The sequence below is a fragment of the Caballeronia sp. RCC_10 genome, assembly GCF_041360715.1.
GTDB lineage: Bacteria > Pseudomonadota > Gammaproteobacteria > Burkholderiales > Burkholderiaceae > Caballeronia > Caballeronia grimmiae.
In genome coordinates this window covers 120,836-145,610 of the sequence record NZ_JBFUPT010000010.1, presented here as the reverse complement: position 1 = coordinate 145,610, position 24,775 = coordinate 120,836, and the positions used below count along the sequence as shown (strand labels likewise).

Sequence of the window (24,775 nt, the reverse complement as noted above, 5' to 3'; positions counted from 1 at the left end):
GCGCGCCCTCTTTCGCAGATTGAAATGGTCGAGGGAGACGCCCGGCGATGGATACGTATAACACTTTTTGTCTAGGCCACGGCAATGCATCGGTCTGACCACGTGATCGCGTGTGCGTTGCGAACTATCGCGGCAACGCGGCTTTGCAGATTCTCAGGCTGGGCTTGGGCTTGTCAGCAAGACCTTCCCAGTGAGCGTAAAGGAAGTTGATGATGGCCTCTTCCGTCTCCTGGCCCCGAACTCCGTTGATAGTGTAGAACAGCCTTACTGCGAACAGCAAGGCGATTACCGCCGTCGCCGCAGTCCAGTAGGGTCCGATCTGCCCGTGTCGTACAACGACGCACGGCGCCACGAAAAGAACCGGGGCGATGAACCCGACCACGAGATTGATTTCCGCTTCCATGTGATCGGTAGACAGCGCCGGAACCTTCGTGCGAAGCCACAGCTTGCAATACTCGCGCACATAAAACTCCGGAGGGCGAATGAGGCCGTGCTCCTTATAGTCCGCTTCGTGATTCGCCAGTTCGAAAACCTTGTATTGGCCGATCACGCTATCCACCTTGTCGCTTCCATAGATGAAGCGCATCTGCTCAAGCATCTTGCTGACATAACGAGCCGGACGCCAGCCCTGCCGCAGCCATGCCGTGCTCAGGGCGAAGGTGGTTTCGCGCGAGATATAGCCAAGCACGTACGAGACGGCCAGCACCAGCATGACGAGCAGGGCCAGGGCAAAGGATTGCGACCCGAAATTTTTCGTGAGCCACGCGATGAGCGCGCCTTGCTGGCTGATGTCGGTCCAGAAGACGACAGCCAATGCCTCGCAGAGCAGGAGAAAGCCGGGCGTCAGCACGCCGAGGATAAGAAGTCGTGCGCGGCTGCCGATCATTTCGGCGAGGTTGCCCACTTCCTTCAAGGCTCCTTCCATCCGACGCTCCTGGTTGAGGCGGTGACAAGGCCCTGCGATCGACTCAGGCAGATTACACGCTCTGTCGCGCTTGCGCCAACTCGTGCGCGTGATTCCAGCGCGCCGCCGCGAGCGGATGATCCGTCAGCACGAGACGCGCTTGAAGCAGGATCGTATCGCCGTTTAGTTGCGTCCAGTAAGCACTAGGGCCGATGAAACTGACGCGAGCGAACGCACACCGCAAATCAGCGCCGACTTCGAGTTGCCCTTCCGGGTCCACGACGAGCACCACTGCGTTCGAGTCCAGTAGCGACCCAAGGTCATCATCAGGCGCGCAGTCTTCGATAAGCAGCCCCGGAAAGAGGCGAACGAGCGGGGCCAGTTCGCGGCTGAACGCGCTCGACGTTACGACTATCGGGGCAGCGCGCGGCGTACGGACCGCATGCCGCACCGGAACGGTGATCGTGGGCGTCGGGAGAAAAGTCGCGTCGTGGCCCGTTGGTCTGGCAACATGACTCAACGACCACTGCTGTGGCGCATTCGAGCCGGTCCTGCGCTCGCATGACGCGACGATGGACTCTAGCTTCATGGCGACTGCGTCCCACGTGAGCGCGCCCGCGTACGCCACGCTTTTCGCGCTCAAATCACTTCGGAGCGTATCGTCCAAATACAACGACTCCAAGGCCCGCACCGCCGATTCCCTGTCGATGAAATGGCGGACGATGCCGAACTCATCGACAACGGTTCCCGCATCCTCGACGATCATTCCGCAACGCTGCACCAGTTCTTTCGTCGCGCTGAAGCCGCCCGCAACGGTTGGCACGCCCGCAGCGGCCGCCTGAAGCGTCGGCAGGCCAAAGCCCTCTCCCCACGAACAAAGTAGATGAACGTCGCAAGCCTGATACAGGCTGGCCACTTCATCCATCGTCAATGCCTTGCAACTGTGCGTATTCGCCAGTTTGACCATATCGCGAAGACAGAGGATATCGATGTCGGTCTGGAGATCGTAGAGATACGCGCCATGCTCGGCATCCGCAACGATGTTCGTGTTTAGCAGCAGCGCGACATCGTCCTTTCCCGAAGCGAAAGCCTTTACGATGTCGAGCAGTCTCGGCAGCAACTTGCGCCGATGGTTACGAGCATCGGATAGGACGACGAACTTTCTATCGAGATCGAAGCGGTGCTTGACAGCGTGCTTGTCCGGCGGAGGGCGGAATAGATGCTCATCGCAGCCATGCGGCACGTACGCCGCGTCGATTCCTGAACGCGCAGACGATTGGACGCCGAACATGCTCATCGCGATGCGCTGGTCCGCCTGCGCCAGAATGGGAACCCACGCTTCGGGCAGGGAACCATCGGGCAATGTGCCGTCGACGGGATAGTAGATGAGCCAGCTTATCCCGCTCGCATCGAGCATATCTCGAACGGATTGCTGTGCGAGGTAATACACCCACGGCACATCGCCGAGTGTGACGAGCACATCGGGCTGGAATGATCGAATGGCCTGGCGCAATTCTTCGATACAGCTTTCAGGACTGACCGGACAGGCGATTACGTTCAAATCGTCCGTTGGCGGCCGGGCGCCTTCGGTCCACCAGCCCAATACGGTGACCGCGTGCCCGCGCCTTTGCAGGCAAGCGCAAAGCTCACGTGTGACGAGTCCAAAGCCGCTGGGGCGGTCGGGTGCATCCGACATCCAGAGAATCCTGGCCATTTGCGCTCCTTACCGCGCGTCGGCGGCGAAAGCTATTCAGGCTCTTGATTCAGGACTTTTGAAGCGGATTGCCGATATCGATTCATCGGCTCATTGCGTCGGTAGCAGGCGGCCAGGGTCGCGTCGGCCTCGGGCGGCATGAACGAAGGAGACCACGACCGAAGTGGCCGGTCAAGCAGGACCGGCCCTTAGCGATAGAAAGCTGGGGAAGAGACGGTATGAGCGTCGAGGCATCGATCGACCGGCGAGCACCACACGCACGAAACCCGAATCACCCGCACGCCGGACGACGCGCGTGCTCGATCACCATCAAGGCTTCAGCACGACCTTGATACAGCCGTCCTTCTTGTCGCGGAACGTCTCGTACATGCCCGCGCCCTCGGACAGCGGCAGCGTATGCGTAATGACGAACGACGGATCGATCTGCCCTTCCTGAATACGGTGCAGCAGATCGTCGGTCCAGCGCTTCACGTGCGTCTGCCCCATGCGCCAGGTCAGCCCCTTGTTCATCGACGCGCCGAACGGAATCTTGTCGATGAGACCGCCGTAGACGCCCGGCACCGACAGCGTGCCTGCCGGCCGGCACACATAGATCATTTCGCGCAGCACGTGCGGGCGGTCCGTTTCCAGCATCACGGCCTGCTTCGCGCGGTCATAGAGGGCGTCGATGGAACGCGTCGCGTGCGATTCCATCCCGACCGCGTCGATGCACTTCTCCGGGCCCTTGCCCTGCGTGAGATCGCGCAGGCGTTCCAGCACGCTCTCTTCCTTGAAATTGATGACGATGGCGCCGCCCGCACGGGCCATCTCGAGCCGCTCCGGCACCCAGTCGATGGCGATCACCTGCTTCGCGCCGAGCAGCACGGCGCTGCGAATCGCCATCTGGCCGACGGGGCCTGCGCCCCAGATCGCCACCGTGTCCGTCGGTTCGATGTCGCATTGCACCGCAGCCTGCCAGCCGGTCGGAAAGATGTCGCCGAGAAACAGCACTTGCTCATCGGTGAGGCCATCGGGAATCTTCACGTGCGTCTTGTCCGCGAACGGCACGCGTACGTATTCCGCCTGCCCGCCCGGATAGCCGCCCGTCAGATGCGTATAGCCAAAGAGTCCTGCCGTGGTATGGCCAAAAAGTTTGTCGGCGACATCCTTGTTGCGGTTGCTGCGCTCGCACACGGAGAAGTTGCCGCGGCGGCACTGCTCGCACTCGCCGCAGGTGATAGTGAACGGCACGACGATGCGATCGCCCTTCTTCAAAGCGCTGTTCTCGCTGCCGACTTCCACCACTTCGCCCATGAACTCGTGGCCCATGATGTCGCCGGATTCCATGCCGGGCATGAAGCCGTCGAAGAGGTGCAGATCGGAACCGCAGATCGCGCACGTCGTCACCTTGATGATCGCATCGCGCGGATGCTCGATCACCGGGTCCGGAACGGTTTCGTATCGAATGTCCTTCTTGCCCTGCCATATCAGCGCCTTCATTGCTTGCCTCCTGCGGGAGTGAGTAGTCGTGTCGCGCGTGGGTCTTATCGCTCGATGTATCAGGCGACGACCGTAGCCCGCTTTAAGCAACGCGTGTTCCGCACCGCAAACAAAGCAAGTCTTGCAAACGTGAAAGGCGGCGCAGACGGCATATGGAGCGCGCGCGCAAAGGCGTGCACTGCAGCAACGCGCCGCAACGCGCGTGACCTGTGATGGCTATCGATCCGATTGGCAAATTGAAACGCCGTGGGAATAGCCACTGCTGCCGAATGATTGCGCCCGCCGTATGTTGCACGCGACACGGCGGCGTTCCTCACATCACAGTCAAGGAGGCTGCCATGTTCATTCACAACAAGCGCCTGCAGTACACGGTGCGCGTTTCCACGCCGAATCCCGGTCTCGCCAATCTGATGCTCGAACAATTCGGCGGCCCGCAAGGCGAGCTTGCCGCCGCGATGCGCTACTTCACGCAAGCAGTCACCGAAGACGATCCGGGCCGCAAGGATTTGCTGTTCGATATCGCCACGGAAGAGATGAGCCACCTCGAAGTGATCGGCAATATCGTCGCGATGCTCAACAAGGGCGCGAAGGGGACGCTTGCCGAGGCCGTCGAAGGAGAAGCGGAGCTGTATCGCACGATCACGAACAACGGCAACGATTCGCATACCACGTCCCTGCTTTTCGGCGCAGGCTCGCCGCTCACGAATTCCGCGGGCGTGCCCTGGACGGCTGCGTACATCGACACCATCGGCGATCCGACCGCCGACCTGCGCTCGAACATAGCGGCCGAGGCACGCGCGAAGATCCTGTATGAGCGGCTCATCAACGTCACGGATGACCCCGGCATCAAGGATGCGCTCGGCTTCCTGATGACCCGCGAAATCGCGCATCAGAAGTCCTTCGAAAAGGCGCTGCATTCGATTCAGCCGAACTTCCCGCAAGGCAAGCTGCCGGGCAAGCCGGAGTTCACGAGCGTGTACTTCAACATGTCACAAGGCGACGATATGCGCGGCCCGTGGAACGAAGGCGGCGACTGGCAGTATGTCGAGCAGCCGCAGCCGGCCGTCGATGGCGGCGATGGCACCGCGAGCGTCAATGTCAGCGCGGCGGAAGAGCAGGCGCTCGCCAGCTTCGCGACGCGCACCGAGTCCAATCCCGCCGCCGATCCCGCAACCGGCGCGGACCTCGGCTCGGGGCAGGGCAAGATCGTATGAACGATGGCCGACGAAGGGCTCGTCGTGAGACGGGCCCTCAGACGAAACATGGACATGGCGTTATCGTCGGTGCGCCGAGCCGGTTGCATGACATTTCGCGCACGCGTTGCGCATAAATCGTGCACACTGCCACGTCTCGCGCATGGAGTCCCTGTCGCGACGCCTCTTCCCGACGATGATCGACAAAACCACCCCTCCAGAGACAAACGCCACCGGCGCTATCGACGTATCCGCTTTCGCCGAATGCGCCCGCGAACCGATCCACATTCCGGGCGGCATCCAGCCGCACGGCGTCCTCATCAGCGTGGACGCGGAAGGCGTCGTGCTTCAGGTCAGCGGCAACATCGAACTGGTTGCGCGCGTCGCGCCGCACGCGTGTCTCGGGCAGCCGCTATCGGACCTGCTCGGCGAACAGGCAAGCGACCGCGCGCTGGCGCGGCTTGCCGAGCTGACGCGCGACGGCGCCGCGATTCACGTCGGCAACGTGCGTATCGACGGATGGGCGCATACCGGACCGCTCGCGGTCGTCGTGCATCGGCACGAAGGCTTGCTGTTCGTCGAGGTCGAGCCCGCGCAGGACACCGCCGACCCGTTCTCGACGATGTATCCGCTCGTGCGCTCCTTCGTGACCGAAGTGCAGTCCATGCGAACGGTCGAACAGATTTGCCGGTTCGCCGCGACGGAAATCCAGCGCATCACGGGCTTCGGCCGCACGCTCGTCTATCAGTTCGATGAAGAAGGCCACGGCCACGTGCTGGCGGAAGCGATCCAGCCCGGCTATCCGTCCTACCTGAACCAGTACTTCCCGGCATCGGACATTCCGGCTCAGGCGCGCGAGCTGTATCGACGCAACCCGATTCGCCTGATCTCGAACGCGCATTACGAAGCCGCGCCGCTCGTGCCGCCGCTGCATCCGCAGACGGGCCGGCCGACCGATCTCACCTACGCGTCCTTGCGCAGTGTTTCGCCGGTGCATTTGCAGTACATGCGCAACATGGGCACGCTTGCATCCATGTCGATGTCCATTCTCGTCGACGACAAGCTGTGGGGCCTCATCTCCTGTCATCACGCGACGCCGCGCCTGCCGCCTTTCGAAGTCCGCACCGCATGCGAGCACGTCGCGCAGATCGTTTCGTTGCAGCTCGAAGCGCGCGAGACACAGTCTGAATCGCAATATCGGCTGGAATTGCGGCGCATGCTGTCGAAGCTGCTTTCGTCGATGGCGAACACGGACAGCTTCGTCGAGGCACTCGTCGACGATGCCCCCGATCTGCTCGGCTTCACGCGTTCATCGGGCGCAGCGGTGATCTTCGAGGGACGCACGTCGCTGATCGGCGTGACGCCCGACGCGCAAAGCGTGAACGCGCTCGTGGACTGGCTCGATCATCAGAGCGAAGACGTCGTGATGTCGGATCGCGCGTCGGAAGACTGCGCGGTGCTGAAAGACTCGCCGGATATCGCGGGCTTTCTCGCGGTATCCATTTCGAAGGTGTATCGCAACTACGTGGTGTGGTTTCGGCGCGAGGTCGTGCAGACGATCGAATGGGCCGGCGATCCGCGTGCGAAGCTCACGTCGCTCGCCAGTTCGCTTTCGCCGCGCGTGAGCTTCGACACGTGGACGGACGTGGTGCGCAATCGCTCGCTGCCGTGGCGCGCCGCCGAACGCGAGATCGCGCTGGAATTCCGCGCGGCGATGCTCGGCATCGTCTTGCGGCGGGCCGAAGAGATCGCGCAACTCGCGACCGAGCTGGGCCGCGCGAATCACGAACTCGAAGGATTCTCGTACACGGTGTCGCATGATCTGCGCGCCCCGTTGCGGCATATCGTGAGCTTCGCCGATCTGCTGCGTCAGATCGACGGCGACAAGCTCTCCGAGCGCGGACGCGGCTATCTGGAACGCGTGGTCACGTCGGCGCGCTTCGGCGGCCGTCTCGTCGACGATCTTCTTTCGTTCGCGCAACTCGGCCGCGCCGCGCTGCGCCCGCACAACGTGGATGTGCATGCGCTCGTTCATGCCGTCATCCAGAACGACATCGACGAAGAGAGTTCGTCGCGCGTGCGCTGGTCGGTGGATGCGCTGCCGACCATCGAAGGCGATCAGGTGTTTCTGCACGTGGCGTTTGCGAACGTCATCGCCAATGCGGTGAAGTTCAGTGCGCCGCGCGAGCAGCCGGCGATCGAGATCGGCGCGCACGACGGCACGGGCGAACTGACCGGACACACCGTCTATTTCGTACGCGATAACGGCGTGGGTTTCGACATGCGATACGTCGACAAGCTCTTCGGCGTGTTCCAGCGTCTGCACGTCAACGAGCAGTTTCAGGGGACGGGCATCGGGCTCGCGAACGTGCGGCGCATCATCGAGCGGCACGGCGGCAAGGTATGGGCCGAGGGCGCGCTGAACGAAGGCGCGACGTTCTTCATGGCGCTGCCGAAGCACCTTCGCCCCGAAAGCGGCGTGCGGCGCGATACGGCCGCTTCCGCGCTCGCGCGGCTCGCCGCGGGCACGGGCGGCACGGGGCACGACATCGAACAGCTCGTGAAGCGTTCGCTGCAGGACAAAAAGTAAGCGCCTCACCCCGCAAATGAAAACGGCCGCGATCGTTACGATCGCGGCCGTTCTTGCTTCTGAGAAAAACGTGCTTAGAAGCGGTGACGCAGACCCACCGTTGCAGCGACCTGGTTCTGCGTGGTCGACGGCGACAGCGTGTTGATCATCGCGACGTTCGCGCCTGCATCGCCCAGCTGACCCGATGCGTGCTGATAAACGCCTTCGACGTAGACGTCCGTGCGGCGCGACAGCGAGTAGTCCGCCTGCAGCGACACGGTATGCCACTTCGGATCGCCCGAGCCGTTCGAACCGCTCAGCTTGCCGTCGGTGTACGTGTACGCTGCATCGAGGTTCAGTGCCGGCGTCAGTGCATAGCGGCCGTTCAGTTCGAAGTTGTTCAGATGCAGGTTCGAGCCCGACGGAATGACGAGCGATGCGCCGCCTTGCGAGGCCGCAATCAGGTTGTCGTAGTGCGTGTTGGTCCACACGAAGCCGACCGTCGCCGGGCCGTACGTGTAGTTCAGGCCAGCGCCGAACGTGCGCTGCAGATCGGCGGTCACGTTCGTCTTGTCGCTGTTTCCTGCCGACACCGCGCCGTTCGTGTTGCCGTTGCGCGACGTGTTGGTCTGCAGGTAAGCCGCGGCGAAGTTGAACGGGCCGTTGCTATACGATGCGCCCGCGCTCCATGCGCGGTTGTTCGCGAACTGGCCAGCCTGGTTGCTGAAGCCATACAGGCCGCCGAACGTGAAGCCGGCGTAATTCGCGCTGCGGTACTTGACCGAGTTCTTGACCGAGATCGAGTTGTCGAGGTTGTCGTTGTCGAGCGGGTGAGCGGCCAGGTTGTTGCCGTAACCGGCGCCTGCGTCGGACAGCGGCGAGAGGAAGTCGACCATCGAGTCGTATTGACGGCCCAGCGTGACGGTACCGAACTGGTCGCTCTTCAAGCCGACGTAAGCCTGACGGTTGAACATGCCGTCGCCGTCGAAGCCGCCGTTATTCAGGTTGAAGCCGCTCTCCAGTCTGAAGAGCGCGTGCAACCCGCCGCCCAGGTCTTCGCTGCCGCGCAGGCCGAAGTACGTATCGGAGACGGTGCCGCTGCCTTGCTGCCAGTTGCTGTGACCCGCGGAGTTGTTGGTGTACACGAGGCCGGCATCGAGCATGCCATACAACGTGACGCTGCTTTGCGCCTGAGCCGATGCAGCGAAGGCGCCGAGCACGCCCGCGATGAGGAGAGTTTTTTTCATGGTTGCTATGTGTCCTAGTAGAGCAAAGGCTTCTCAAGGCGATGCGGCGCTTGCCCCAAGAAACCGGACACACTTTATGTGACTGCTTCAATCGCGTCGCCCTTTTTTCAGCGGATTCGTCGGAAAGAATCCTTTGCTAAAACAGAAATAGCAGTAGTCCGAACACTTATATGCGTTTTAGCTCAGTCGCTTACGGCCTCTAGCGCGTCTTGCAGCGTCGATTCGGCGTTGCGCACGAGCGACGTTATTCATGCCGGATCTGCAGAGGTGCCTTACGGATCGCGGCCTTAATGACGCGCGACGCCCTTGCTAATCTATGCGCCGTCTGAAGCCTTGACCATGAGTTGCAGCTTGAGGACATGGGACGATTTCGCGAGAGGAAATCGTCCCGCTCGCGTTAGCCGGGCATAACGGTTGCGTCCTTTCCGTGCGGATCACCTCTCTCTCGAAGGAGCGCATATGGACAAGGACAAGACGGACGGCATCAAGGAGCAGGTCAAGGGCTGGGTCGATACGGCCATCGGCACCGTGACCGGCGACGAAGAACGCAAGCTGAAGGGCGACGTCGAAATTACGAACGGTGCGAGCCGCAAGGACTACGCCGATCAGAAGGACAACATCGAGAAAGGCGTCGAAGATCCGGGCGAGCCGACCAATACCTGAGCCCGCCCGTCACTCGACGCATCACGCCGCGCGCCTTACATAGCGCGCAATGAAGGTGCGCGTCTCGTCGTCCGGGAAGCGCACCGCCACCCGATCCCCGCTCACCATCTCCACCGTGCCCTCGCCATAGCGGCGCACGCGAACCCGATCGCCCTGATTGAAGGCTTGCACGTTGCGCTTCGGCTTGGCGTCGTCATTGGACCGTTCCTGCGACATCGCGTGCTCGCGCACCTCGCGCGGGCTTTCCATCACTTCCGGCGGATGCAGGCAGTTATCGCAAGAGCCGCACGTGCCGCCTGCGAGTTCGTCGTCGGGCGCTTGATACTCCACTTCCGCCTTGCTCGCCGCCTCCAGCGCGCGCGTATCTTCTGCATCGGATGCGAAGTAATCGAGCAGCATGCGCCATCGGCAACGCGCGCTCTGCGCATAGCCGATCATGCGCTCCAGCACCGCGCGATCGCGTTCGGCGCGGGAAGCATAGGCTTGCGCCGCATTGTCGAGCTCGATGATGGCCTTGCCGTCGTCGATGAGCTTCATGCCGCCACGACGCGTGCGGCGCGTCACGCCCATATCGTTGAGCAGGGTGGCCGCCACGCGCAGCTTGTTCGCGCCGACGTGCGGCAACGCTTCGCGCAGGCGTTCGAGCGGCTTGTCCAGGGTCTGGCTCTCGTTCTCGCGCGCAAGATCGCGCACGGCTTCGCCTACGCGACGGATCGTTTCAGCGTTCGGGTAACGTCCACCGAGAAAAAACTGCTGCACCTGCTTGTCCTTCAGTTCGAAAAGCAGGATGCACTTGGCGGGCTCGCCGTCGCGCCCTGCACGCCCCGCTTCCTGATAGTAAGCGTCGAGGCTGCCCGGCACTTGCGCATGGAGGACGAAGCGGATATCCGGCTTGTCGATGCCCATGCCGAACGCATTGGTCGCCACCATCACGCGCACTTCATCCGCCATAAAGGCGTCTTGCGCCTGCGAACGCGCGCTCGCGGCGAGCTTGCCGTGATAGCGTTCCGCCGATACTTCCGCTTCGACGAGCGCGGCATGCAGCGCCTCGCATTCGGCCACCGTTGCGCAATAGATGATGCCGCTGCCTTCGAGCGTGCGAGCCAGTTCAATGGCGCGCGCCCGCTTCTCTTCAGGGTTCGTCAACTGCTCGACCACAAAATGCAGGTTATCGCGATACACGCCCGTATGAATGACATTGGCGCGGCGCATCTGCAATTCGCGCACGATATCGTCGATGACGGAGGGCGTGGCCGTCGCCGTCAGCGCAAGCACCGGCGGTCTGCCGAGCGTCCTGATCGCGTGGATCAGTTCGACATAGGCGGGGCGGAAATCGTGGCCCCACTGCGAGATGCAGTGCGCTTCATCAATGACGACGAGCGGCACCGCAGGCATATTCTTGCCCGTCAGCGTCGCGGTGAATTCCGCGTTGACGAGCCGCTCCGGGGTCACGAAGAGAATGCGGATCTCGCCGGACGTCACCGCGTCCATCGCCGCGCGCTCTTCAGTCGTCGACAGCGTGCTGTTGATGACCGCCGTCGCGACGCCCGCTTCGATGAGCTTCACCGCCTGATCGCGCATCAGCGAGATGAGCGGCGACACGACGACCGTCATGCCATCGAGTTGCAATGCGGGCAGTTGATAGCAAAGCGACTTGCCTGCGCCTGTCGGCATGACGGCGAGCGTGTCGTTGCCATCCAGGACACTGCGTATGACCTCGTCCTGGCCGGGTCGCAGATTGGGAAAACCGAAAACTTTACGTAGCGCGATTTCGAGTTCGCGGTCGAGCGGCTTGCGCGCGCGCGTGGTGGCGGTGCGAGTGGTGTCGTTCATGTAGGTCGAGTCGGATGAAGCGCGCCGCGTGGTTGAGTTTATTCAAGCGTCGTTCGATAACGGCGACTTCGCCATTATCGAAACGCTTCGAATTTGGAGAGAGCTGCCGCGTGATGTTCGAAGGCATCAAGCAAGCTGCAGTCCCAGCGAGTGCATTTGAATAAATCACACGAGCGATGAAAAGATTGCGCGTCGCGGAACGCAATTTCATAACTCGCCGCGTCAACCGGTTACCCCGAATGAAAAAAAGTAAATCGGGGAAGCCCCGCCCCGCGGACGTTCAGAGCACGAACGTTTCATCCAGATACATCTTTTGCGTATCGTTGACAGTCAAATGGTATGAGGCTTGCTCTAATGGTCGCTTCTCGAATCTAGCCGGATCAAATACATGCGAAGCACCGATGCAAGCACAGCCCCCGATTCTCGACAGCGACGCCCTGCTCAACTGGCAGAGGGCGAACTGAAACATCTCGAATCGATTCTGGCGTGTTTCGTCGAAGGCAGCGCCGCACCCGGACGCTTGCCGACGAAGTACTGGGACATGCGGGTTGCGCAACTCGACAGCGAATATGAACTCGTGCCCTCGCAGAGCCATCGTGTCGCGTCGCTCCAACGCAAGCTCGCCCTGCTCGATGCCGCGCTGAACTCCGCATCGGCCGCCGCTGACGCGCAAGAGCGCCAGAACAGGCGCGTCGCCGCCTGACTTATTCGGGCGGCCATCCGCTCGAGCCTGCCCGGATTACCTACTTCGCGCGCCGTATGACGGCGTGAGCCACGTTCGCTGCAATGTCGGCCTGAAGCTCGGCCCATTTGCCGAGCAGCGAAGGATCGTTGGTGAGGAAATAAGGGGTATCGGTCCATGCGGGCGCCTTTGCATCCGCGTTCGCGACTTCGAACACGCGCATGTCTTCATCATCGGACTCGCCCCCGCGCACCAGTTCGCTGAACGACTTCACTTCCCTGAGCGTCACGTCGTAAATGGCCACGCTGTTGAGCACGGCGATCACCGTTCTAACGATGCGCGACGCCGCCTCGCGGCTATCGGCCATGACGAATGCGACGCCTTCCACTGGCGTCGCCAATGTCAAGCGAAAGAGCCGCGATTTGCATTCGTCACTGAGCTGGGTGGTCATGTCGTGGAGCTGGCGTCGAAGTGAACGCGCGTTCTGTCGGAGAGCGACGACTTTAGCAAAGGACGATCCAGCGTCGCAGCGCATGAGTGCGAGTCAGCCTCAACAGTTATAGCACCGCCTGCTCTTGCCGGCGCGGCGGCCGCGAGCCGCCACGTGCTGGTCATCGGCTTACGTCCCGCCCATATAGAACTCGTCACGGCTGTTGCCCGTCGTGCGAATGCAAATGGGCGAGCGATACAGCGGCTCCGCGTAGTTCGTTCCCGGCAACTCGTCGCGGATCTTCGTGAAGAGCGGCGACAGCCCGTTGTCGAGCCACGCGCCCCAGATCGCATCGTGATGGTCGGGCAGGAAGAGTTTCGGCTTGAAGAGCTGCAGATGCTGGAACGTGTAGCCGAGTTGCGTCTCGGCGATCGGATGCGGCGTCCACGGAAAAATGCCGACGTCCACGCCCGGCGCGACGCTCGTCGCCAGTTGCAGTTCTTCCGGGCTCGGGTTGCTGACGCTGTCGAACCAGACGATCCTGAAGCCGTTCGGAAACGTGAACGTGAAGCCCATCGTGCCTTGCGTGATGATGTTGGGATCGCTCGATCCACGCGCCGATACCGCATCGTGTTGCTGCTGCTCCGCGGCGGTGAGCGGCGGGGCATCGAGCGCATAGAGCGCGGCGAGTTGCGTCGTCAATCCCGCCTCGATGGTGCTGTGAATGATGTGCGTCGGGCTGATCGTGATATCGCCGTAACTGAACTTCTCGGTGTTGTTGCCCGTGACAGTGGTCGTTTGCGACGCCTGCACGCCGAGCACTTGCGCTTCCTTCGTGGTGATCGCGGAGCCGATCACCTGCGCTTTCGTTTGCGCCGCGACGGCGGCTACATCGCTGATATGGTCGGAGTGCGCGTGGCCGATCAGGATCACGTTCGCCTTCTGCACCTGCGATACCGTGAACCCGAGCGACGCCGTGCGCGCGGGGCGTTCGTAGTAGGTGTCCATGATGACGACGACGCCGTGATACGCAAGCTCGTAGTTCGCGGTGCCGAGCCAGCGGAGCACGGCGGTGTCGCCTTGCGGAAGCGGCCCGCCCTGCGATGCGGGCACGAGACTCTGGCACGCGGGATCGGCTGCGAGCGGAGCGTCCGCTGCGTTGGCGGGCGTCATGCCGGAATCGTGATCGTGGCCGCACGCGGATAGCAACGCCGCCGATGCAACGAGCGCCGCGGGTAAAGCTCGCAACAGACCAGCCGTTCTCATGACACGTCTCCTTGGAAGACTGCCGATAGGGAACCGAAAGCTCGTGGATCATGCGAAAGCTGGCTTTGTCGGGATACTAGGCTTCGCTACGGACACGCGTCTATATGCCGTGCAGCATTTACTTCAAAGCGTCGCGGTTAGTCGCAGAGCACGGTGGCGTTGCCGCTTCGTTCGACGGTGAGATTGACTGAGCGGACGCCGAGCGGTCGCGTGCGATGGCGCGTGCCGGCGGGCACGGTCAGCATCTGGCCCGCGTGCAGTTCGACGACGCCATCGTCGAGTTCGATCAAAAGCGTGCCTGCCACGCCGATGAAGGTCTCGTCCGAATCCGGATGGACATGCCACGCGTAGGGCGCGTGCATCACGCTGATATGGATGTCGTGATCGTTGTTGCGTGCGATCACGCGGTTCATGTAGCCATCGCGCGCCGTCGCGGCGATGGCTTCGAGTGTGACGGGCTGGATCATCGTCGGCTCCCTTCAAAGCCTGAGGCTAATCCAGCGTGTGGCACGCGGGCAAACGAATGCTTTTGACGCTGATGTGAAACTCGCTCACATCGAACTGCCCGCGCCGATGCCTTCGGCCGCATGCATCACCGCCTCGATGTTGCCGACGGCGGGCTGCACATAGACGGGCGGCGGCGCATCGAGCGGCAACGGGGCGGGACCAGAATCAGTCGCACGCGGATACACCGGCAACGGCGGTGCGCTCTGTCCGCTGGACGCGACCGGAAACACCGGCCCGCCCACGATGCCCACGCCGATGAACGGATGCGCCTGCGCCGCCGTCACGCATCCCATGCTGATTGCCAGCGCCAGTGTCACGGTTCCGATCGTCTTCATCTCATGCTCCCTTTCGAAGTGGCTATCGGTTCGTCGATGCGAGCATTGTGCTTAGCGAGAATGAGCAAAGAATGAGGGCGCTCAGGAGCGTTCCGGGTCGAGCGGGAGCGTGAAGGTCCGCCGTCGTCACGAATCGAGCGGATCATCACATGCTTGCCGCGCGCCCCTCCCCAACCTTCCACGATGCGGTTACGATAGCGCGCAAGCGTGCCGCTCAATGGCTTGCGCGCCCTGCGTCTCACGCTGCGGCGGGGAAACTGCGGGCATGGGCATGACGGCGATCGCCGCGCCCGCGCTCAAACATTCAAACTCGATACTGCGACCCGCCACACCATGCGTCGAACCATTGTCCGCAATTCGCCCGTTCATGGCCGGGGCGTGTTCGCCCTCGCCGATCTGCCCGCCGGCGCGCTGCTCTTTGAATACAAGGGCAAGCGCCTTTCGTGGAAGGAAGCGCAGCGCGTGTACGAGCAATCGAACGCGGAAGACGGCCACACCTTCTTCTTCGGACTCGACGATGGCCGCGTGATCGACGGCGCACGCGGCGGCAACTCGGCGCGCTGGCTCAATCACAGTTGCGCGCCGAATTGCGAAGCGGAACAGGACGGCGAGCGCGTGTTCATCCGCGCGATACGTCCGATCAGCAAGGGGCAAGAGTTGTTCATCGACTATCAACTGACGGTCGAAGGACGGCGCACGGCGGCGCTCAAACGGCTCTACGCCTGCCGGTGCCTCGCGAAGGAATGCCGGGGAACGATGCTGTGCAGCGCGCGTTGATCGTGCACGTGCGGCTGCTTTTGCTTCAACCCTCGAGCGCCTGAGCCACGAGCGAAGCCGCGCCCGCGCGATACATCGTCGCCAGTTCGCGAGCGCGCCGCATCAGCGCATTGCGGTCGGAAGCTAGCGCATCGCGCATGGCTAGCGCGAGTTCGTCGATACTCACGGCGCGCGGCATAGCCTCGATCTCCCATGTCTCCGCATACGCGGCCTGCTTGCCGGTTTGCGCTGCATTGTCGGGATGAAGCACGTTCACGCGCGGCAACGCATACGCCATCGCGACGATGCGCCCATGCAGGCTGCTGCCCGCGAACCCCGCGCTGTTCGCGATGAGCGCGCAAATGTCCCAGATATCCAGTGATTCGAAGATCGTCACCTGACGATGGCTCATGCGTGCAACGAGCCGTCGATACACAGCGACGTCATCGTGCCACGGCGCCGCGCCGGCCCGGAACAATGCGATGCCCAAACCACTGCTCGCGGCGATCACATCGAGTTGATGGGAAAGGCGCGTGAGCGTCGCGTCGTCGCCGAAATCGGCGCTAAATTGCACCGCGAGGTAGCCGCTAGGGAACGCGCGTTGTAACGAGGCCATCGCATCGTGGCGGGCGCGAGCGCGGATGCGCGCATGGAACAACTCCGCGATGACCGATACCGGATCGGGAATCAGCCGGGCTGCGATGCCGGCTGCCTGGAGCACGCTCTGCGTGTGGGCGTCGCGCACGCTGAGGTGATCGACGCCGCGCAGCTTTGTCAGGACTTCGGCGCGAAACGGCGCATCGCGTGAGCCGAGCGTCACGCCGCCAATCGCGTTGCAGCCGATCGACGACGCCTGCGCGAACGTCTCGTTGCCAATGAGATACGGCGCGAGCGCGTGGGTGCCGAGCGCCGAGCGCGCCCACGCGCGGCGGTCGTCACCCACGCGCCGTATCGGGCGATGCACGCTTGCGCATCGTCGGGCCGCGATAGCATCACGGCGGCTTCCCACGCATCGCAAGTCAGCACTTCGCCGCCCGCGTGAATGACACTGACGGGTGCATAGCGCAAGCTCGCCGCGAGCGTGGCAAGCGCGACGACGTCGTGCCCGCCGTAGCCGCGCATATCGCGCGCCGCCAGCCCGGCGAAGACCGGCAGCACGTCCATGCGATGTTCATGCAGCAGCCGGTCGACCACGTGCGCGAACAACATGTCGCCGAAGTTGTGACGGTCGAATGCGCCGAACACGATGATCGGCCTTGCTGCATGCGTCGAGATAGAAGCGTCGGGCAATGAGCCTCCGGGTCGAAAGATCGAGACTACGTGAGCGCGCATCCCGCAAGAGTTTGCTGCGCCGGCAGGCGGAAACATCGGCCGGCGTTCCCTGCGAATCGTTGCAAAATCATTCGCACGTCGCTTACTTTGCGCGATTCGTATCGTAAGATTCTTCTCACCGTAGGCAGCGGCTTGGCACGCACGCGTCGGCTCCCCGCCGCAGCTTCGGCGAAAGTATTCGTGTTGTTCGAAAAATAGCTTCCCTAAGTGGTAACTACTGGAGACAACGAATGAACGCAACGCTCAAGCTTTTGCCGTTGGCCGTCGGCGCGATGATCGCCTGTCTGCCCGCCGCCCGCGCGGCGCAGGACAACGTCAGCGAGCTGTCGAACTTTCGACAAACGGGCAACTCGCAGCCGGCTGAGACCATCGCGCAAACCGGCAAGACCGCCGACGCACTGCGCGAGAATCTCAAGCAGATCAAAGTGCCGCCTGGCTTCAAGATCGAGTTGTATGCCGTCGTGCCCGAAGCGCGGCACATGGCGATCGAGCCGTCGACGGGCGTGGTGTTCGTCGGCACGCGGAAGAATCGCGTGTGGCAGGTGACGGATCGGACCAAACAACGCGTGGCGAGCGATGTGGCGCAGTTCGCGTCGTCGGTGACGTTCAAGGTGCCGAACGGCGTGTGCTTCTCGCCGGACGGTGTGCTTTATGTCGTCGAGCAAAATCGCGTGCTCGGGTTCCCGGCTGCGCAGTTCTTCGGCGAAGGCGGCCCGGACGTGGCGGCGGCCGTCGTGCTCGCGCAGGGCAAGCTGATCCCGACGCAGTTCGAAAGCTTCAACCACGGCGCGCGTGCGTGCCGCATCGGGCCGGACAAGAAGCTGTACATCGCGCTTGGGCAGCCGTGGAACGTGCCGCCGAAGGACAAGCTGGCGGAGCTGGATCGCAACGGGCTGGCGGGGATCATCCGGGTCGATCAGGACGGCAAGAACCGCGAAGTCTACGCGCATGGCGTGCGCAATTCGGTCGGGCTCGACTTCAATCCGAAGGACAAGACGCTGTGGTTCACGGATAACCAGGTCGACGGCATGGGCGACGACACGCCGCCCGGCGAGTTGGATCGCGCGACCAAGGCCGGCGAGAACTTCGGATTCCCGTGGTATGGCGGCGGCAAGGTGCGCACCGTGGAGTACAAGGATCAGAACCCGCCGGCGGGCGTGGTGTATCCGCAGGTCGAATTCGCCGCGCACGCCGCGGACCTCGGCATGTCGTTCTATTCGGGCAAGAGTTTCCCGCAGAAATATCAGGGCGGCATTTTCGTGGCCGAGCACGGTTCGTGGAATCGCACGAAGCCGATCGGCGCGCGCGTCATGTACGTGCCGGTCAAGGACGACGGCACCGCCGGCGAGGCGGAAGTCTTCGCGGAAGGCTGGCTCACGCAAAGCGGCGAGTACATGGGCCGCCCGGTCGATGTCCAGATGCTGCAGGACGGCTCGCTCCTCGTTTCCGACGACTATGCCGGCGCCATCTACCGCATCTCTTACTCGGGGGCCAAATGAGGGCCGCGATGTTGGCGGGCGCGCTCGGGGCCATGCTGGTGACGCTGTCGCAGGCGTCGCTCGCGGCCGGCGATGTCAAGGCGGGCCGCACCAAGGCCGCGCAGTGTCAGGCGTGCCACGGCCTGGACGGCATGTCGAAGCTGCCGGAAGCGCCGAATCTCGCCGGTCAGACGGAAGAGTATCTCGTGAAGGCGCTGAACGACTTTCGCTCCGGCGCGCGTCAGAACGAGATGATGACGATGATGGCCAAGGGCCTGTCCGATGCGGATATCGCGAATCTGGCGGCTTACTACCACAGCCTCGGCAAGCAGTGATGCGTGCGCGCGACGGCGGCTACCCGCTGTCGAATTTTTTTGAAGTTGACGCTTGACTTGGCGGACTAAGGGTTTATACTAGCTCTTGTCTCCTCCATGTCTCAACCGATGTGGATTCAAGCCCGCTCAATGAGCGGGCTTTTTTTTGGCTGTCGATTTTGAGATACGGGGTTTTTGGCGGTGCTCGAAGAGCATCGGTGGTTGTCCACAGAAAACGTGCACAAGCATGTGGATATCCTGCCGATCAATCGCCTAACGCATTGATCTCAAAGCACTAACCGCCCGCGCTGCGCAACGCACCCCGGCGGCGGCAGTGCTCACCTGGCCCCACCCGTACACGACGCAACCATCGCTCCGACCCGATTGATCTCCGCACCGATCGCCGATTGCGGCGCCGTCACCGCGCTGAGTTCATCGGCGGCTGAACGGGGCATCGCAAACGCGATGGTGGCCGCTGCCATCAGCGCCAGAATCATCGATAAGAACCAGGAAAAGACGTACATCGCCGCCACCTCGCAGGAAACTCGTCGTCAGAATCGGCGCCCATGAATTCCGACGCCTGACGTGCAGAGTAGAGTCCCGCAGCGGAACAGACAGCCCCACGGAGGGAGGGACTTGAAGGAGGGAGTCAGCGCGTATCGGGCGCAGGCACCGGCGACACGCCCTGCGCCCGCGCAGCCGCACCTTGCGCGCGCAACGCGCGGATGAAGCCCTCGCGCTCACGCAGCCGCGACCAGTATCGGGCGATGGGCTCGGCGAATCGATCGCTCAAACCCAGATGCTCCGCCAGCATCAGCGCATAGCCGACAGAAATATCCGCCGCCGTGAAGCGGCCCGCGCACAGGAAGTCTTGACGCTCCAGCAACGGCGCGAGCGTGCGCAGCCGCGCGTGAAACCACTTCGCGTAATCCTCGACGACTTGCGGCTGCCTGCGCTCCGGCGGCTCGAAATGCGTGTACCGAAGCACCAGCGTCTGCGGAAACGTCAGCGTCGCTTCCCCGAAATGCAGGAAGTTGAGATAGCGCCCGAAATCGGCTTCGTGCGATGCGACATCGAGCACGCCGGGCGAAAAACGCGCCGCCAGATACTGACAAATCGCCGCCGATTCCGTCATGAACAACGCACCGTCTTCGAGCGCGGGGACGGTGCCGAGCGGATTTGTGTCGAGAAACGCGCGCGCCATCACGCGCGGCGGAAACGGCAGCATCTTAAGCTCATAAGGCACGCCGGTCTCCTCCAGCGCCCACAGCGGCCGGAACGAACGCGCGCTGACACAGTGATGCAGCGTAATCACCTTCTCCCTCCGAACAATCAGTTCAGCCGAGCCACGACGGCTTGCGCTTCTCGAGGAAGCTGCGCACGCCCTCGCGACCTTCGTCCGATGCACGAATGCGCGCGATGCGATCGGCGGTGTCGGAAATGAGCACGTCGTCGATGACGCGATCCGCCAGGTCCGCGACGAGCCGCTTGCACTCGCCTACCGCGTTCGGACTGTTGGCCGCGATGCTGGCCGCGATGCCGTCGACGGTTGCGTCGAGCGCATCGCTCGCAACGACTTGATGCACGAAGCCGATCCGCAACGCTTCAGCCGCGTCGAAGCGCTCGGCGGTCACGAAGTAGCGATGCGCGGCGCGCGCGCCCATCGCGCGAATCACGTACGGGGCGATCGTCGCGGGCATCAGTCCGAGTTTCGCCTCGGACAGGCAGAACTGCGCCGAGTCGACGCTCACCGCGATGTCGCATGCGGCGACGAGCCCCATGCCGCCCGCGTAGGCATCGCCCTGCACGCGCGCGATCACCGGCTTCGCGCTCGTATAGATGGTGTTGAGCATGGTCGCGAGACCGAGCGCATCGGCACGATTTTCGGCTTCCGTGAAGCCCGCCATGCGCTTCATGTAGTTCAGATCCGCGCCCGCGCAAAACGCCGGGCCGTTCGCGGCGAGAATGATCGCGCGCACGCTGGCGTCGTTGTTGAGCGCGCGAAAGGCGGCGGTGAGCTCGACGATGGCCGCGTCGTCGAACGCGTTGCGCACGTCGGGCCGATCGAGCGTCACGCGGGCGATGGGGCCATCGACCGCGAGCTTCAGGCGTTGCAGGTTCATTGCGTCGCTCATATCTTCTCTCCGTAGGCGCGTGGCTTGAGCGTCGCTCAATCGGGTGCGCGTTGCGCGTTGTCTCTATGCGGCTAGTCTCCGCGAAAACTAGTCGCATCGTCAACTCAGGCGAATGAGTACGACTCACACGATGCGCTCCGTTTCGTCCATCAGCATGATGTCACGAAGCCCGCGAGCGCGGACGTCGTATAGTCGGCTATATTACGAACCTCGCGCGCATTCGCGCCGTCCGTTCAAAAGGAACTCTCGTGAAGAAAGGTCCGATGCGCTCGCTGCTTTGCGCCGTGCTTCCGCTCGCTTTCGGCTTCGCCTCCGTGCAGGCGCTTGCGGCCGAAGTCCAGGTTGCGGTCGCCGCCAACTTCACCGCGCCGGTACAGGCAATCGCCGCAGACTTCGAAAGGGACACCGGAAACAAGGTCGTCGCCTCCTACGGCGCGACCGGCCAGTTCTATGCGCAGATCAAGAACGGCGCGCCGTTCGAGGTGTTCCTCGCCGCCGATGACACCACGCCCGCCAAGCTCGAAAGCGAAGGCCTGACCGTGCCGGGCAGCCGCTTCACCTATGCGACGGGCACCCTCGCGCTATGGTCCGCGAAAGACGGCTACGTCGACGCCAACGGCGACGTGCTCAAGAAGAATGCGTTCACCCATCTCGCGATCGCAAATCCGAAAGCCGCGCCCTACGGCCTCGCCGCGACGCAGGCGCTCGCCAGGCTGGGACTGACGCAAGCGGTGTCGGCGAAGATCGTCGAAGGGCAGAACATCTCGCAGGCGCAGCAGTTCGTCGCGACGGGCAACGCGGAACTCGGCTTCGTCGCGCTGTCGCAGATTTACAAGAACGGCAAGATCACGAGCGGCTCGGCGTGGCTCGTGCCGGCTTCGCTGCACGAGCCGATCAGGCAGGACGCGGTCATCCTTCAGAAGGGCAAGGACAACGCCGTCGCGAAGCAGTTCGCCGATTATCTGAAAGGCCCGAAGGCCGCGGCGGTCATCAAGTCGTACGGCTACCAGCTCTGATCCGAACATGCCGATCGACCATGCCGACCTACAGGCCATCGCGCTCACGCTCGAACTCGCGTCGCTGACGACGGCCCTGCTGCTCCTCATCGGCACGCCGATCGCGTGGTGGCTCGCGCATACCGCGTCGCGGCTTAAGGGCGTCGTCGGCGCGGTGGTGGCGCTGCCGCTCGTGCTGCCGCCGACGGTCATCGGCTTCTATCTGCTCGTGCTCGCGGGGCCGAACGGCATCGTCGGCAAGCTCACGGCGGCGGCGGGCATCGGCCTGCTGCCGTTCACGTTCGCGGGGCTCGTCGTCGGCTCGGTGATCTATTCGCTGCCCTTCGTCGTGCAACCGCTGCAGAACGCGTTCGAAGCGATGGGCCGCCGTCCGCTCGAAGCCGCCGCGACCCTGCGCGCAGGTCCGTGGGACAGGTTTTTCACGGTGGCGCTGCCGCTTGCCCGGCCGGGCATCGTAACAGCGGCGACGCTCGGTTTCGCGCATACGGTCGGCGAATTCGGCGTCGTGCTGATGATCGGCGGAAACATTCCCGGCCGCACGCGCGTCGTCTCCGTGCAGATTTACGATCACGTCGAGGCGCTCGAATATGCGCAGGCCCACTGGCTCGCGGGCGGCATGGTGCTGTTCTCGTTCGCGGTGCTGCTGCTGTTGTATTCGACGCGTCGAGGGGCGGCCATCCATGCGTAGCCGCGCGCATGCGAAGGACATCGAAGCGCGCTTCGTCGTCGAACAAGGCGGCTTCACGCTCGATATCGATCTCACGTTGCCGGGGCGCGGCGTGACGGCGATCTTCGGCCATTCCGGTTCCGGCAAAACAACGCTCCTGCGCTGCCTTGCAGGTCTCGCGCGGCCGACGGAAGGGCGGCTCGTCGTCGATGGCGAAGTGTGGCTCGATACCGCCCGACGCATCCTGCTGCCAACGCACAAGCGTCCGCTCGGCTACGTCTTTCAGGAAGCAAGCCTGTTTCCGCATCTGAGCGTGCTGAAGAATCTGCGCTTCGGCCTGGATCGCGTGCCGCGTGCGATGCGGCGCGTCGACCTCGCGCACGCGGCCGAATTGCTCGGCATCACGCATCTGCTGGAACGCATGCCGGCGGGGCTGTCTGGCGGTGAGCGGCAACGCGTGGGGATTGCACGGGCGCTCCTGACGAGCCCGCGTTTGCTGCTGCTGGACGAACCGCTCGCGTCGCTCGATCAAAAGCGCAAGCTCGAAATACTGCCGTATCTCGAACGCCTGCACGACGAACTCGATATCCCGATGCTCTACGTCAGTCACGCGCCAGAAGAAGTCGCGCGGCTCGCGGATCATCTCGTGCTGCTCGATGCAGGCCGCGCGCTCGCGAGCGGTCCGATCACCGACACGCTCGCGCGTCTGGATCTGCCGATGGCCCTCGCCGACGATGCGTCCGTCGTGCTCGAAGGCGTCGTCGCCGCATACGACGCGCGCTACGAACTGCTGACGCTCGCGCTGCCCGGCGGCCGCGCGTCGCTGACGGTGCTCCACGCGCCCGCCGCGATGGGCCACGCGATGCGCGTCACCGTCAAGGCGCGCGACGTGAGCCTCATCACCGGGGAGCGCGGCGAAACGCAAAGCAGCGTGCTGAACGTGCTGCCGGCGACCGTCGTCGCGATTGCTGCGGATACGCATCCGTCGCAAGCCGTCGTGCGGCTGGACGTCGACGGCTCGCCGCTGCTCGCGCGCCTCACACGCTATTCGCTGGACCGGCTGGGCATCGCGCCCGGCATGCGCGTGTGGGCGCAGGTCAAGGCCGTGTCGCTGCTTGCCTGAGCGCGAGGTGCTGCAACAGCATGATCGTCTTGCCATCGACGATTTCGCCGCGTTCGACCATCGCCATCGCTTCCTGTAGCGGCAGTTCGAGCACCTCGATTTCCTCGCCCTCATCGGCGATGCCGCCGCCGTCGCTGACGCGCATCGAGCCGTCGTATTCGCCGAGATAGAAGTAGACCCTTTCGGTCACCGCGCCGGGGCTCATGAACGCCTCGAAGACTTTCTCGACGTGCTCCACGCGATACCCCGTCTCTTCTTCGGCTTCGGCGCGAATGCGCTCTTCCGGCGAGGCGTCGTCGAGCAGTCCGGCTGCCGTTTCGATCAGCATGCCGTCGTGCCCATTGACGAACGCGGGCATCCGAAACTGGCGCGTCAGCAGCACCTTGCCTTCGCGCGGGTTGTGCAGAAGGATCGTCGCGCCGTTGCCGCGATCGTAGGTCTCGCGGCTTTGACGTTGCCACACGCCGTCGCGGCGGCGGAAGTCGAAGATCACTTTTCTGAGCACGTACCAGTCGTCCGACAAGACGACCGTATCGATGACGCGCACGCGATCCTTCGTCGCAAATTCCTCACTCATTCGGCTCTCCTTTGAGCAGCTTTCCCGGCAGAGATTATTACCGGGTAACGGGCGGAAAAAATCATCCGCCGCGCTGTAATTGAGTTTTTGCTGCAACTGGCATAGCGTTGAAAAATGCGCCGGACGGGGTCCGCGCGGGAATCGAATGACTTCCTGCCACGAGGCAACGGCGCAAGCAATTTTCTGGAGAACGTCGTGATTCGCCTCAAGGCTTTAATGGTGGCGTCGGTGATCGCCACGGCGGGCGTCGCCGCAACCGCTCACGCGGGCGGCCACGTCGGCGTATGGTTCGGCGCACCGCTGTACTACCCGGTCGCGCCCGTGCCGTATTACTACTACCCGCCGCCGCCGGTGGTCGCGGTGCCCGCCGCGCCGACGACTTACGTCGAGCAGGGTCAGCCCGTCGCCGCGCCCGCGCAGCCCGCCGGGTCGTGGTACTACTGCGACGGCTCGCGCATGTATTACCCGTATGCGAAGGAGTGTCCCGGCGGATGGCGCGAAGTGCCCGCCCAGCCGCCCCCGCCTTCGAACTGAGAACGCAGTCATAGCAGAGTC

26 protein-coding genes are annotated in these 24,775 nt (G+C 63.2%); 11 read left to right on the top strand and 15 right to left on the bottom strand.

The features are described from left to right. Positions 1-124 precede the first annotated feature (124 nt). The 3 genes from AB6804_RS18970 to AB6804_RS18960 form a co-directional block, all read right to left on the bottom strand. Complete coding sequence (locus AB6804_RS18970) at positions 125-925, bottom strand: hypothetical protein (RefSeq protein ID WP_370887744.1); 801 nt, start codon at positions 923-925, stop codon at positions 125-127. A gap of 52 nt (positions 926-977) precedes the next feature. Continuing rightward, entirely contained in the window at positions 978-2,618 is a 1,641-nt protein-coding gene (locus AB6804_RS18965; protein WP_370887743.1) for a glycosyltransferase family 4 protein, read from the bottom strand. Between the two features lie 309 nt (positions 2,619-2,927). Beyond that, positions 2,928-4,097, bottom strand: coding sequence for a zinc-dependent alcohol dehydrogenase (locus AB6804_RS18960; protein WP_370887742.1), 1,170 nt, complete (start codon positions 4,095-4,097; stop codon positions 2,928-2,930). A 338-nt stretch (positions 4,098-4,435) separates the two neighbouring features. Here AB6804_RS18960 and AB6804_RS18955 point away from each other — a divergent pair, with 338 nt between their 5' ends. Together AB6804_RS18955 and AB6804_RS18950 are read left to right on the top strand one after the other, a co-directional pair. Continuing rightward, a complete protein-coding gene (locus AB6804_RS18955; RefSeq protein WP_370887741.1) occupies positions 4,436-5,311 on the top strand; it encodes a manganese catalase family protein in 876 nt (291 codons plus the stop codon). Positions 5,312-5,486: 175 nt separating this feature from the next. After that, entirely contained in the window at positions 5,487-7,880 is a 2,394-nt protein-coding gene (locus AB6804_RS18950; protein WP_370887820.1) for an ATP-binding protein, read from the top strand. A 74-nt stretch (positions 7,881-7,954) separates the two neighbouring features. Here AB6804_RS18950 and AB6804_RS18945 read toward each other — a convergent pair whose 3' ends face one another. Continuing rightward, on the bottom strand, positions 7,955-9,106 hold the full coding sequence (locus tag AB6804_RS18945; protein ID WP_370887740.1) for a porin: 1,152 nt from the start codon (positions 9,104-9,106) through the stop codon (positions 7,955-7,957). 459 nt (positions 9,107-9,565) lie between these two features. Here AB6804_RS18945 and AB6804_RS18940 point away from each other — a divergent pair, with 459 nt between their 5' ends. Beyond that, positions 9,566-9,769 (top strand): CsbD family protein, encoded by a 204-nt coding sequence (locus tag AB6804_RS18940; RefSeq protein WP_035959991.1) that lies wholly within the window; start codon positions 9,566-9,568, stop codon positions 9,767-9,769. Positions 9,770-9,790: 21 nt separating this feature from the next. Here AB6804_RS18940 and AB6804_RS18935 read toward each other — a convergent pair whose 3' ends face one another. Further along, positions 9,791-11,602, bottom strand: coding sequence for an ATP-dependent DNA helicase RecQ (locus AB6804_RS18935; protein WP_370887739.1), 1,812 nt, complete (start codon positions 11,600-11,602; stop codon positions 9,791-9,793). Between the two features lie 388 nt (positions 11,603-11,990). Between AB6804_RS18935 and AB6804_RS18930 the strand changes: the two genes are divergently transcribed. Then, the gene (locus AB6804_RS18930) at positions 11,991-12,305 is read left to right on the top strand and encodes a hypothetical protein (RefSeq protein WP_244796536.1); all 315 of its coding nucleotides are present in this window, start codon (positions 11,991-11,993) and stop codon (positions 12,303-12,305) included. Positions 12,306-12,345: 40 nt separating this feature from the next. Here the strand turns inward: AB6804_RS18930 and AB6804_RS18925 are convergent, their stop codons facing one another. The 4 genes from AB6804_RS18925 to AB6804_RS18910 all read right to left on the bottom strand — a co-directional run bounded on the left by AB6804_RS18925 (position 12,346) and on the right by AB6804_RS18910 (position 14,822). Beyond that, positions 12,346-12,735 carry a hypothetical protein gene (locus AB6804_RS18925; protein ID WP_370887738.1) on the bottom strand — a complete coding sequence of 130 codons (390 nt, stop codon included), beginning with the start codon at positions 12,733-12,735 and terminating at the stop codon, positions 12,346-12,348. Positions 12,736-12,903: 168 nt separating this feature from the next. Beyond that, complete coding sequence (locus AB6804_RS18920; protein WP_370887737.1) at positions 12,904-13,980, bottom strand: MBL fold metallo-hydrolase; 1,077 nt, start codon at positions 13,978-13,980, stop codon at positions 12,904-12,906. Positions 13,981-14,117: 137 nt separating this feature from the next. Further along, positions 14,118-14,447, bottom strand: coding sequence for a cupin domain-containing protein (locus AB6804_RS18915; protein ID WP_370887736.1), 330 nt, complete (start codon positions 14,445-14,447; stop codon positions 14,118-14,120). Positions 14,448-14,531: 84 nt separating this feature from the next. Further along, positions 14,532-14,822 carry a hypothetical protein gene (locus AB6804_RS18910; protein WP_370887735.1) on the bottom strand — a complete coding sequence of 97 codons (291 nt, stop codon included), beginning with the start codon at positions 14,820-14,822 and terminating at the stop codon, positions 14,532-14,534. A gap of 333 nt (positions 14,823-15,155) precedes the next feature. Here AB6804_RS18910 and AB6804_RS18905 point away from each other — a divergent pair, with 333 nt between their 5' ends. Next, a complete protein-coding gene (locus AB6804_RS18905) occupies positions 15,156-15,599 on the top strand; it encodes an SET domain-containing protein (protein ID WP_035959981.1) in 444 nt (147 codons plus the stop codon). Between the two features lie 25 nt (positions 15,600-15,624). Here the strand turns inward: AB6804_RS18905 and AB6804_RS18900 are convergent, their stop codons facing one another. Together AB6804_RS18900 and AB6804_RS18895 are read right to left on the bottom strand one after the other, a co-directional pair. After that, a complete protein-coding gene (locus tag AB6804_RS18900; RefSeq protein WP_370887819.1) occupies positions 15,625-16,323 on the bottom strand; it encodes a polysaccharide pyruvyl transferase family protein in 699 nt (232 codons plus the stop codon). Positions 16,324-16,394: 71 nt separating this feature from the next. Further along, positions 16,395-16,868: a hypothetical protein gene (locus AB6804_RS18895; RefSeq protein WP_370887734.1), complete on the bottom strand. Its 474-nt coding sequence runs from the start codon at positions 16,866-16,868 to the stop codon at positions 16,395-16,397. A 272-nt stretch (positions 16,869-17,140) separates the two neighbouring features. Between AB6804_RS18895 and AB6804_RS18890 the strand changes: the two genes are divergently transcribed. After that, positions 17,141-18,409 carry a sorbosone dehydrogenase family protein gene (locus AB6804_RS18890; protein ID WP_370887733.1) on the top strand — a complete coding sequence of 423 codons (1,269 nt, stop codon included), beginning with the start codon at positions 17,141-17,143 and terminating at the stop codon, positions 18,407-18,409. Further along, on the top strand, positions 18,406-18,723 hold the full coding sequence (locus tag AB6804_RS18885) for a cytochrome c (protein ID WP_370887732.1): 318 nt from the start codon (positions 18,406-18,408) through the stop codon (positions 18,721-18,723). The genes AB6804_RS18890 and AB6804_RS18885 overlap by 4 nt, the downstream gene beginning before the upstream one ends. A gap of 317 nt (positions 18,724-19,040) precedes the next feature. Here AB6804_RS18885 and AB6804_RS18880 read toward each other — a convergent pair whose 3' ends face one another. The 3 genes from AB6804_RS18880 to AB6804_RS18870 all read right to left on the bottom strand — a co-directional run bounded on the left by AB6804_RS18880 (position 19,041) and on the right by AB6804_RS18870 (position 20,837). Next, positions 19,041-19,226 (bottom strand): hypothetical protein, encoded by a 186-nt coding sequence (locus tag AB6804_RS18880; RefSeq protein ID WP_370887731.1) that lies wholly within the window; start codon positions 19,224-19,226, stop codon positions 19,041-19,043. A 125-nt stretch (positions 19,227-19,351) separates the two neighbouring features. Continuing rightward, positions 19,352-20,017: a glutathione S-transferase family protein gene (locus tag AB6804_RS18875; RefSeq protein WP_370887730.1), complete on the bottom strand. Its 666-nt coding sequence runs from the start codon at positions 20,015-20,017 to the stop codon at positions 19,352-19,354. Positions 20,018-20,039: 22 nt separating this feature from the next. Then, positions 20,040-20,837 (bottom strand): enoyl-CoA hydratase/isomerase family protein, encoded by a 798-nt coding sequence (locus tag AB6804_RS18870; protein WP_370887729.1) that lies wholly within the window; start codon positions 20,835-20,837, stop codon positions 20,040-20,042. A 263-nt stretch (positions 20,838-21,100) separates the two neighbouring features. On the opposite strand from AB6804_RS18870, the gene modA reads away from it, so the two are divergent. The 3 genes from modA to modC are packed head-to-tail and all read left to right on the top strand — an operon-like array spanning position 21,101 to position 23,643. Then, complete coding sequence (gene modA / locus AB6804_RS18865; protein ID WP_370887818.1) at positions 21,101-21,853, top strand: molybdate ABC transporter substrate-binding protein; 753 nt, start codon at positions 21,101-21,103, stop codon at positions 21,851-21,853. Between the two features lie 7 nt (positions 21,854-21,860). Continuing rightward, positions 21,861-22,541 (top strand): molybdate ABC transporter permease subunit, encoded by a 681-nt coding sequence (gene modB, locus AB6804_RS18860; RefSeq protein WP_370887728.1) that lies wholly within the window; start codon positions 21,861-21,863, stop codon positions 22,539-22,541. Next, positions 22,534-23,643, top strand: coding sequence for a molybdenum ABC transporter ATP-binding protein (modC, locus tag AB6804_RS18855; RefSeq protein ID WP_370887727.1), 1,110 nt, complete (start codon positions 22,534-22,536; stop codon positions 23,641-23,643). The genes modB and modC overlap by 8 nt, the downstream gene beginning before the upstream one ends. Here the strand turns inward: modC and AB6804_RS18850 are convergent. Beyond that, positions 23,618-24,220, bottom strand: a complete 603-nt coding sequence (locus tag AB6804_RS18850) for an NUDIX domain-containing protein (protein ID WP_370887726.1) — start codon at positions 24,218-24,220, stop codon at positions 23,618-23,620. The genes modC and AB6804_RS18850 overlap by 26 nt on opposite strands. Positions 24,221-24,415: 195 nt before the next feature. Between AB6804_RS18850 and AB6804_RS18845 the strand changes: the two genes are divergently transcribed. Continuing rightward, entirely contained in the window at positions 24,416-24,754 is a 339-nt protein-coding gene (locus AB6804_RS18845) for a hypothetical protein (RefSeq protein WP_370887725.1), read from the top strand. The last annotated feature ends 21 nt before the right edge of the window (positions 24,755-24,775 follow it).

Excerpts from the sequence above, each read along its gene's own strand:
- AB6804_RS18970 (WP_370887744.1), bottom strand. The coding sequence starts at position 925 with ATGGAAGGAGCCTTGAAGGAAGTGGGCAACCTCGCCGAAATGATCGGC.
- AB6804_RS18965 (WP_370887743.1), bottom strand. The coding sequence starts at position 2,618 with ATGGCCAGGATTCTCTGGATGTCGGATGCACCCGACCGCCCCAGCGGC.
- AB6804_RS18960 (WP_370887742.1), bottom strand. The coding sequence starts at position 4,097 with ATGAAGGCGCTGATATGGCAGGGCAAGAAGGACATTCGATACGAAACC.
- AB6804_RS18955 (WP_370887741.1), top strand. The coding sequence starts at position 4,436 with ATGTTCATTCACAACAAGCGCCTGCAGTACACGGTGCGCGTTTCCACG.
- AB6804_RS18950 (WP_370887820.1), top strand. The coding sequence starts at position 5,487 with ATGATCGACAAAACCACCCCTCCAGAGACAAACGCCACCGGCGCTATC.
- AB6804_RS18945 (WP_370887740.1), bottom strand. The coding sequence starts at position 9,106 with ATGAAAAAAACTCTCCTCATCGCGGGCGTGCTCGGCGCCTTCGCTGCA.
- AB6804_RS18940 (WP_035959991.1), top strand. The coding sequence starts at position 9,566 with ATGGACAAGGACAAGACGGACGGCATCAAGGAGCAGGTCAAGGGCTGG.
- AB6804_RS18935 (WP_370887739.1), bottom strand. The coding sequence starts at position 11,602 with ATGAACGACACCACTCGCACCGCCACCACGCGCGCGCGCAAGCCGCTC.
- AB6804_RS18930 (WP_244796536.1), top strand. The coding sequence starts at position 11,991 with ATGCGAAGCACCGATGCAAGCACAGCCCCCGATTCTCGACAGCGACGC.
- AB6804_RS18925 (WP_370887738.1), bottom strand. The coding sequence starts at position 12,735 with ATGACCACCCAGCTCAGTGACGAATGCAAATCGCGGCTCTTTCGCTTG.
- AB6804_RS18920 (WP_370887737.1), bottom strand. The coding sequence starts at position 13,980 with ATGAGAACGGCTGGTCTGTTGCGAGCTTTACCCGCGGCGCTCGTTGCA.
- AB6804_RS18915 (WP_370887736.1), bottom strand. The coding sequence starts at position 14,447 with ATGATCCAGCCCGTCACACTCGAAGCCATCGCCGCGACGGCGCGCGAT.
- AB6804_RS18910 (WP_370887735.1), bottom strand. The coding sequence starts at position 14,822 with ATGAAGACGATCGGAACCGTGACACTGGCGCTGGCAATCAGCATGGGA.
- AB6804_RS18905 (WP_035959981.1), top strand. The coding sequence starts at position 15,156 with ATGCGTCGAACCATTGTCCGCAATTCGCCCGTTCATGGCCGGGGCGTG.
- AB6804_RS18890 (WP_370887733.1), top strand. The coding sequence starts at position 17,141 with ATGAACGCAACGCTCAAGCTTTTGCCGTTGGCCGTCGGCGCGATGATC.
- AB6804_RS18885 (WP_370887732.1), top strand. The coding sequence starts at position 18,406 with ATGAGGGCCGCGATGTTGGCGGGCGCGCTCGGGGCCATGCTGGTGACG.
- AB6804_RS18880 (WP_370887731.1), bottom strand. The coding sequence starts at position 19,226 with ATGTACGTCTTTTCCTGGTTCTTATCGATGATTCTGGCGCTGATGGCA.
- AB6804_RS18870 (WP_370887729.1), bottom strand. The coding sequence starts at position 20,837 with ATGAGCGACGCAATGAACCTGCAACGCCTGAAGCTCGCGGTCGATGGC.
- modA (WP_370887818.1), top strand. The coding sequence starts at position 21,101 with ATGCGCTCGCTGCTTTGCGCCGTGCTTCCGCTCGCTTTCGGCTTCGCC.
- modB (WP_370887728.1), top strand. The coding sequence starts at position 21,861 with ATGCCGATCGACCATGCCGACCTACAGGCCATCGCGCTCACGCTCGAA.
- modC (WP_370887727.1), top strand. The coding sequence starts at position 22,534 with ATGCGTAGCCGCGCGCATGCGAAGGACATCGAAGCGCGCTTCGTCGTC.
- AB6804_RS18850 (WP_370887726.1), bottom strand. The coding sequence starts at position 24,220 with ATGAGTGAGGAATTTGCGACGAAGGATCGCGTGCGCGTCATCGATACG.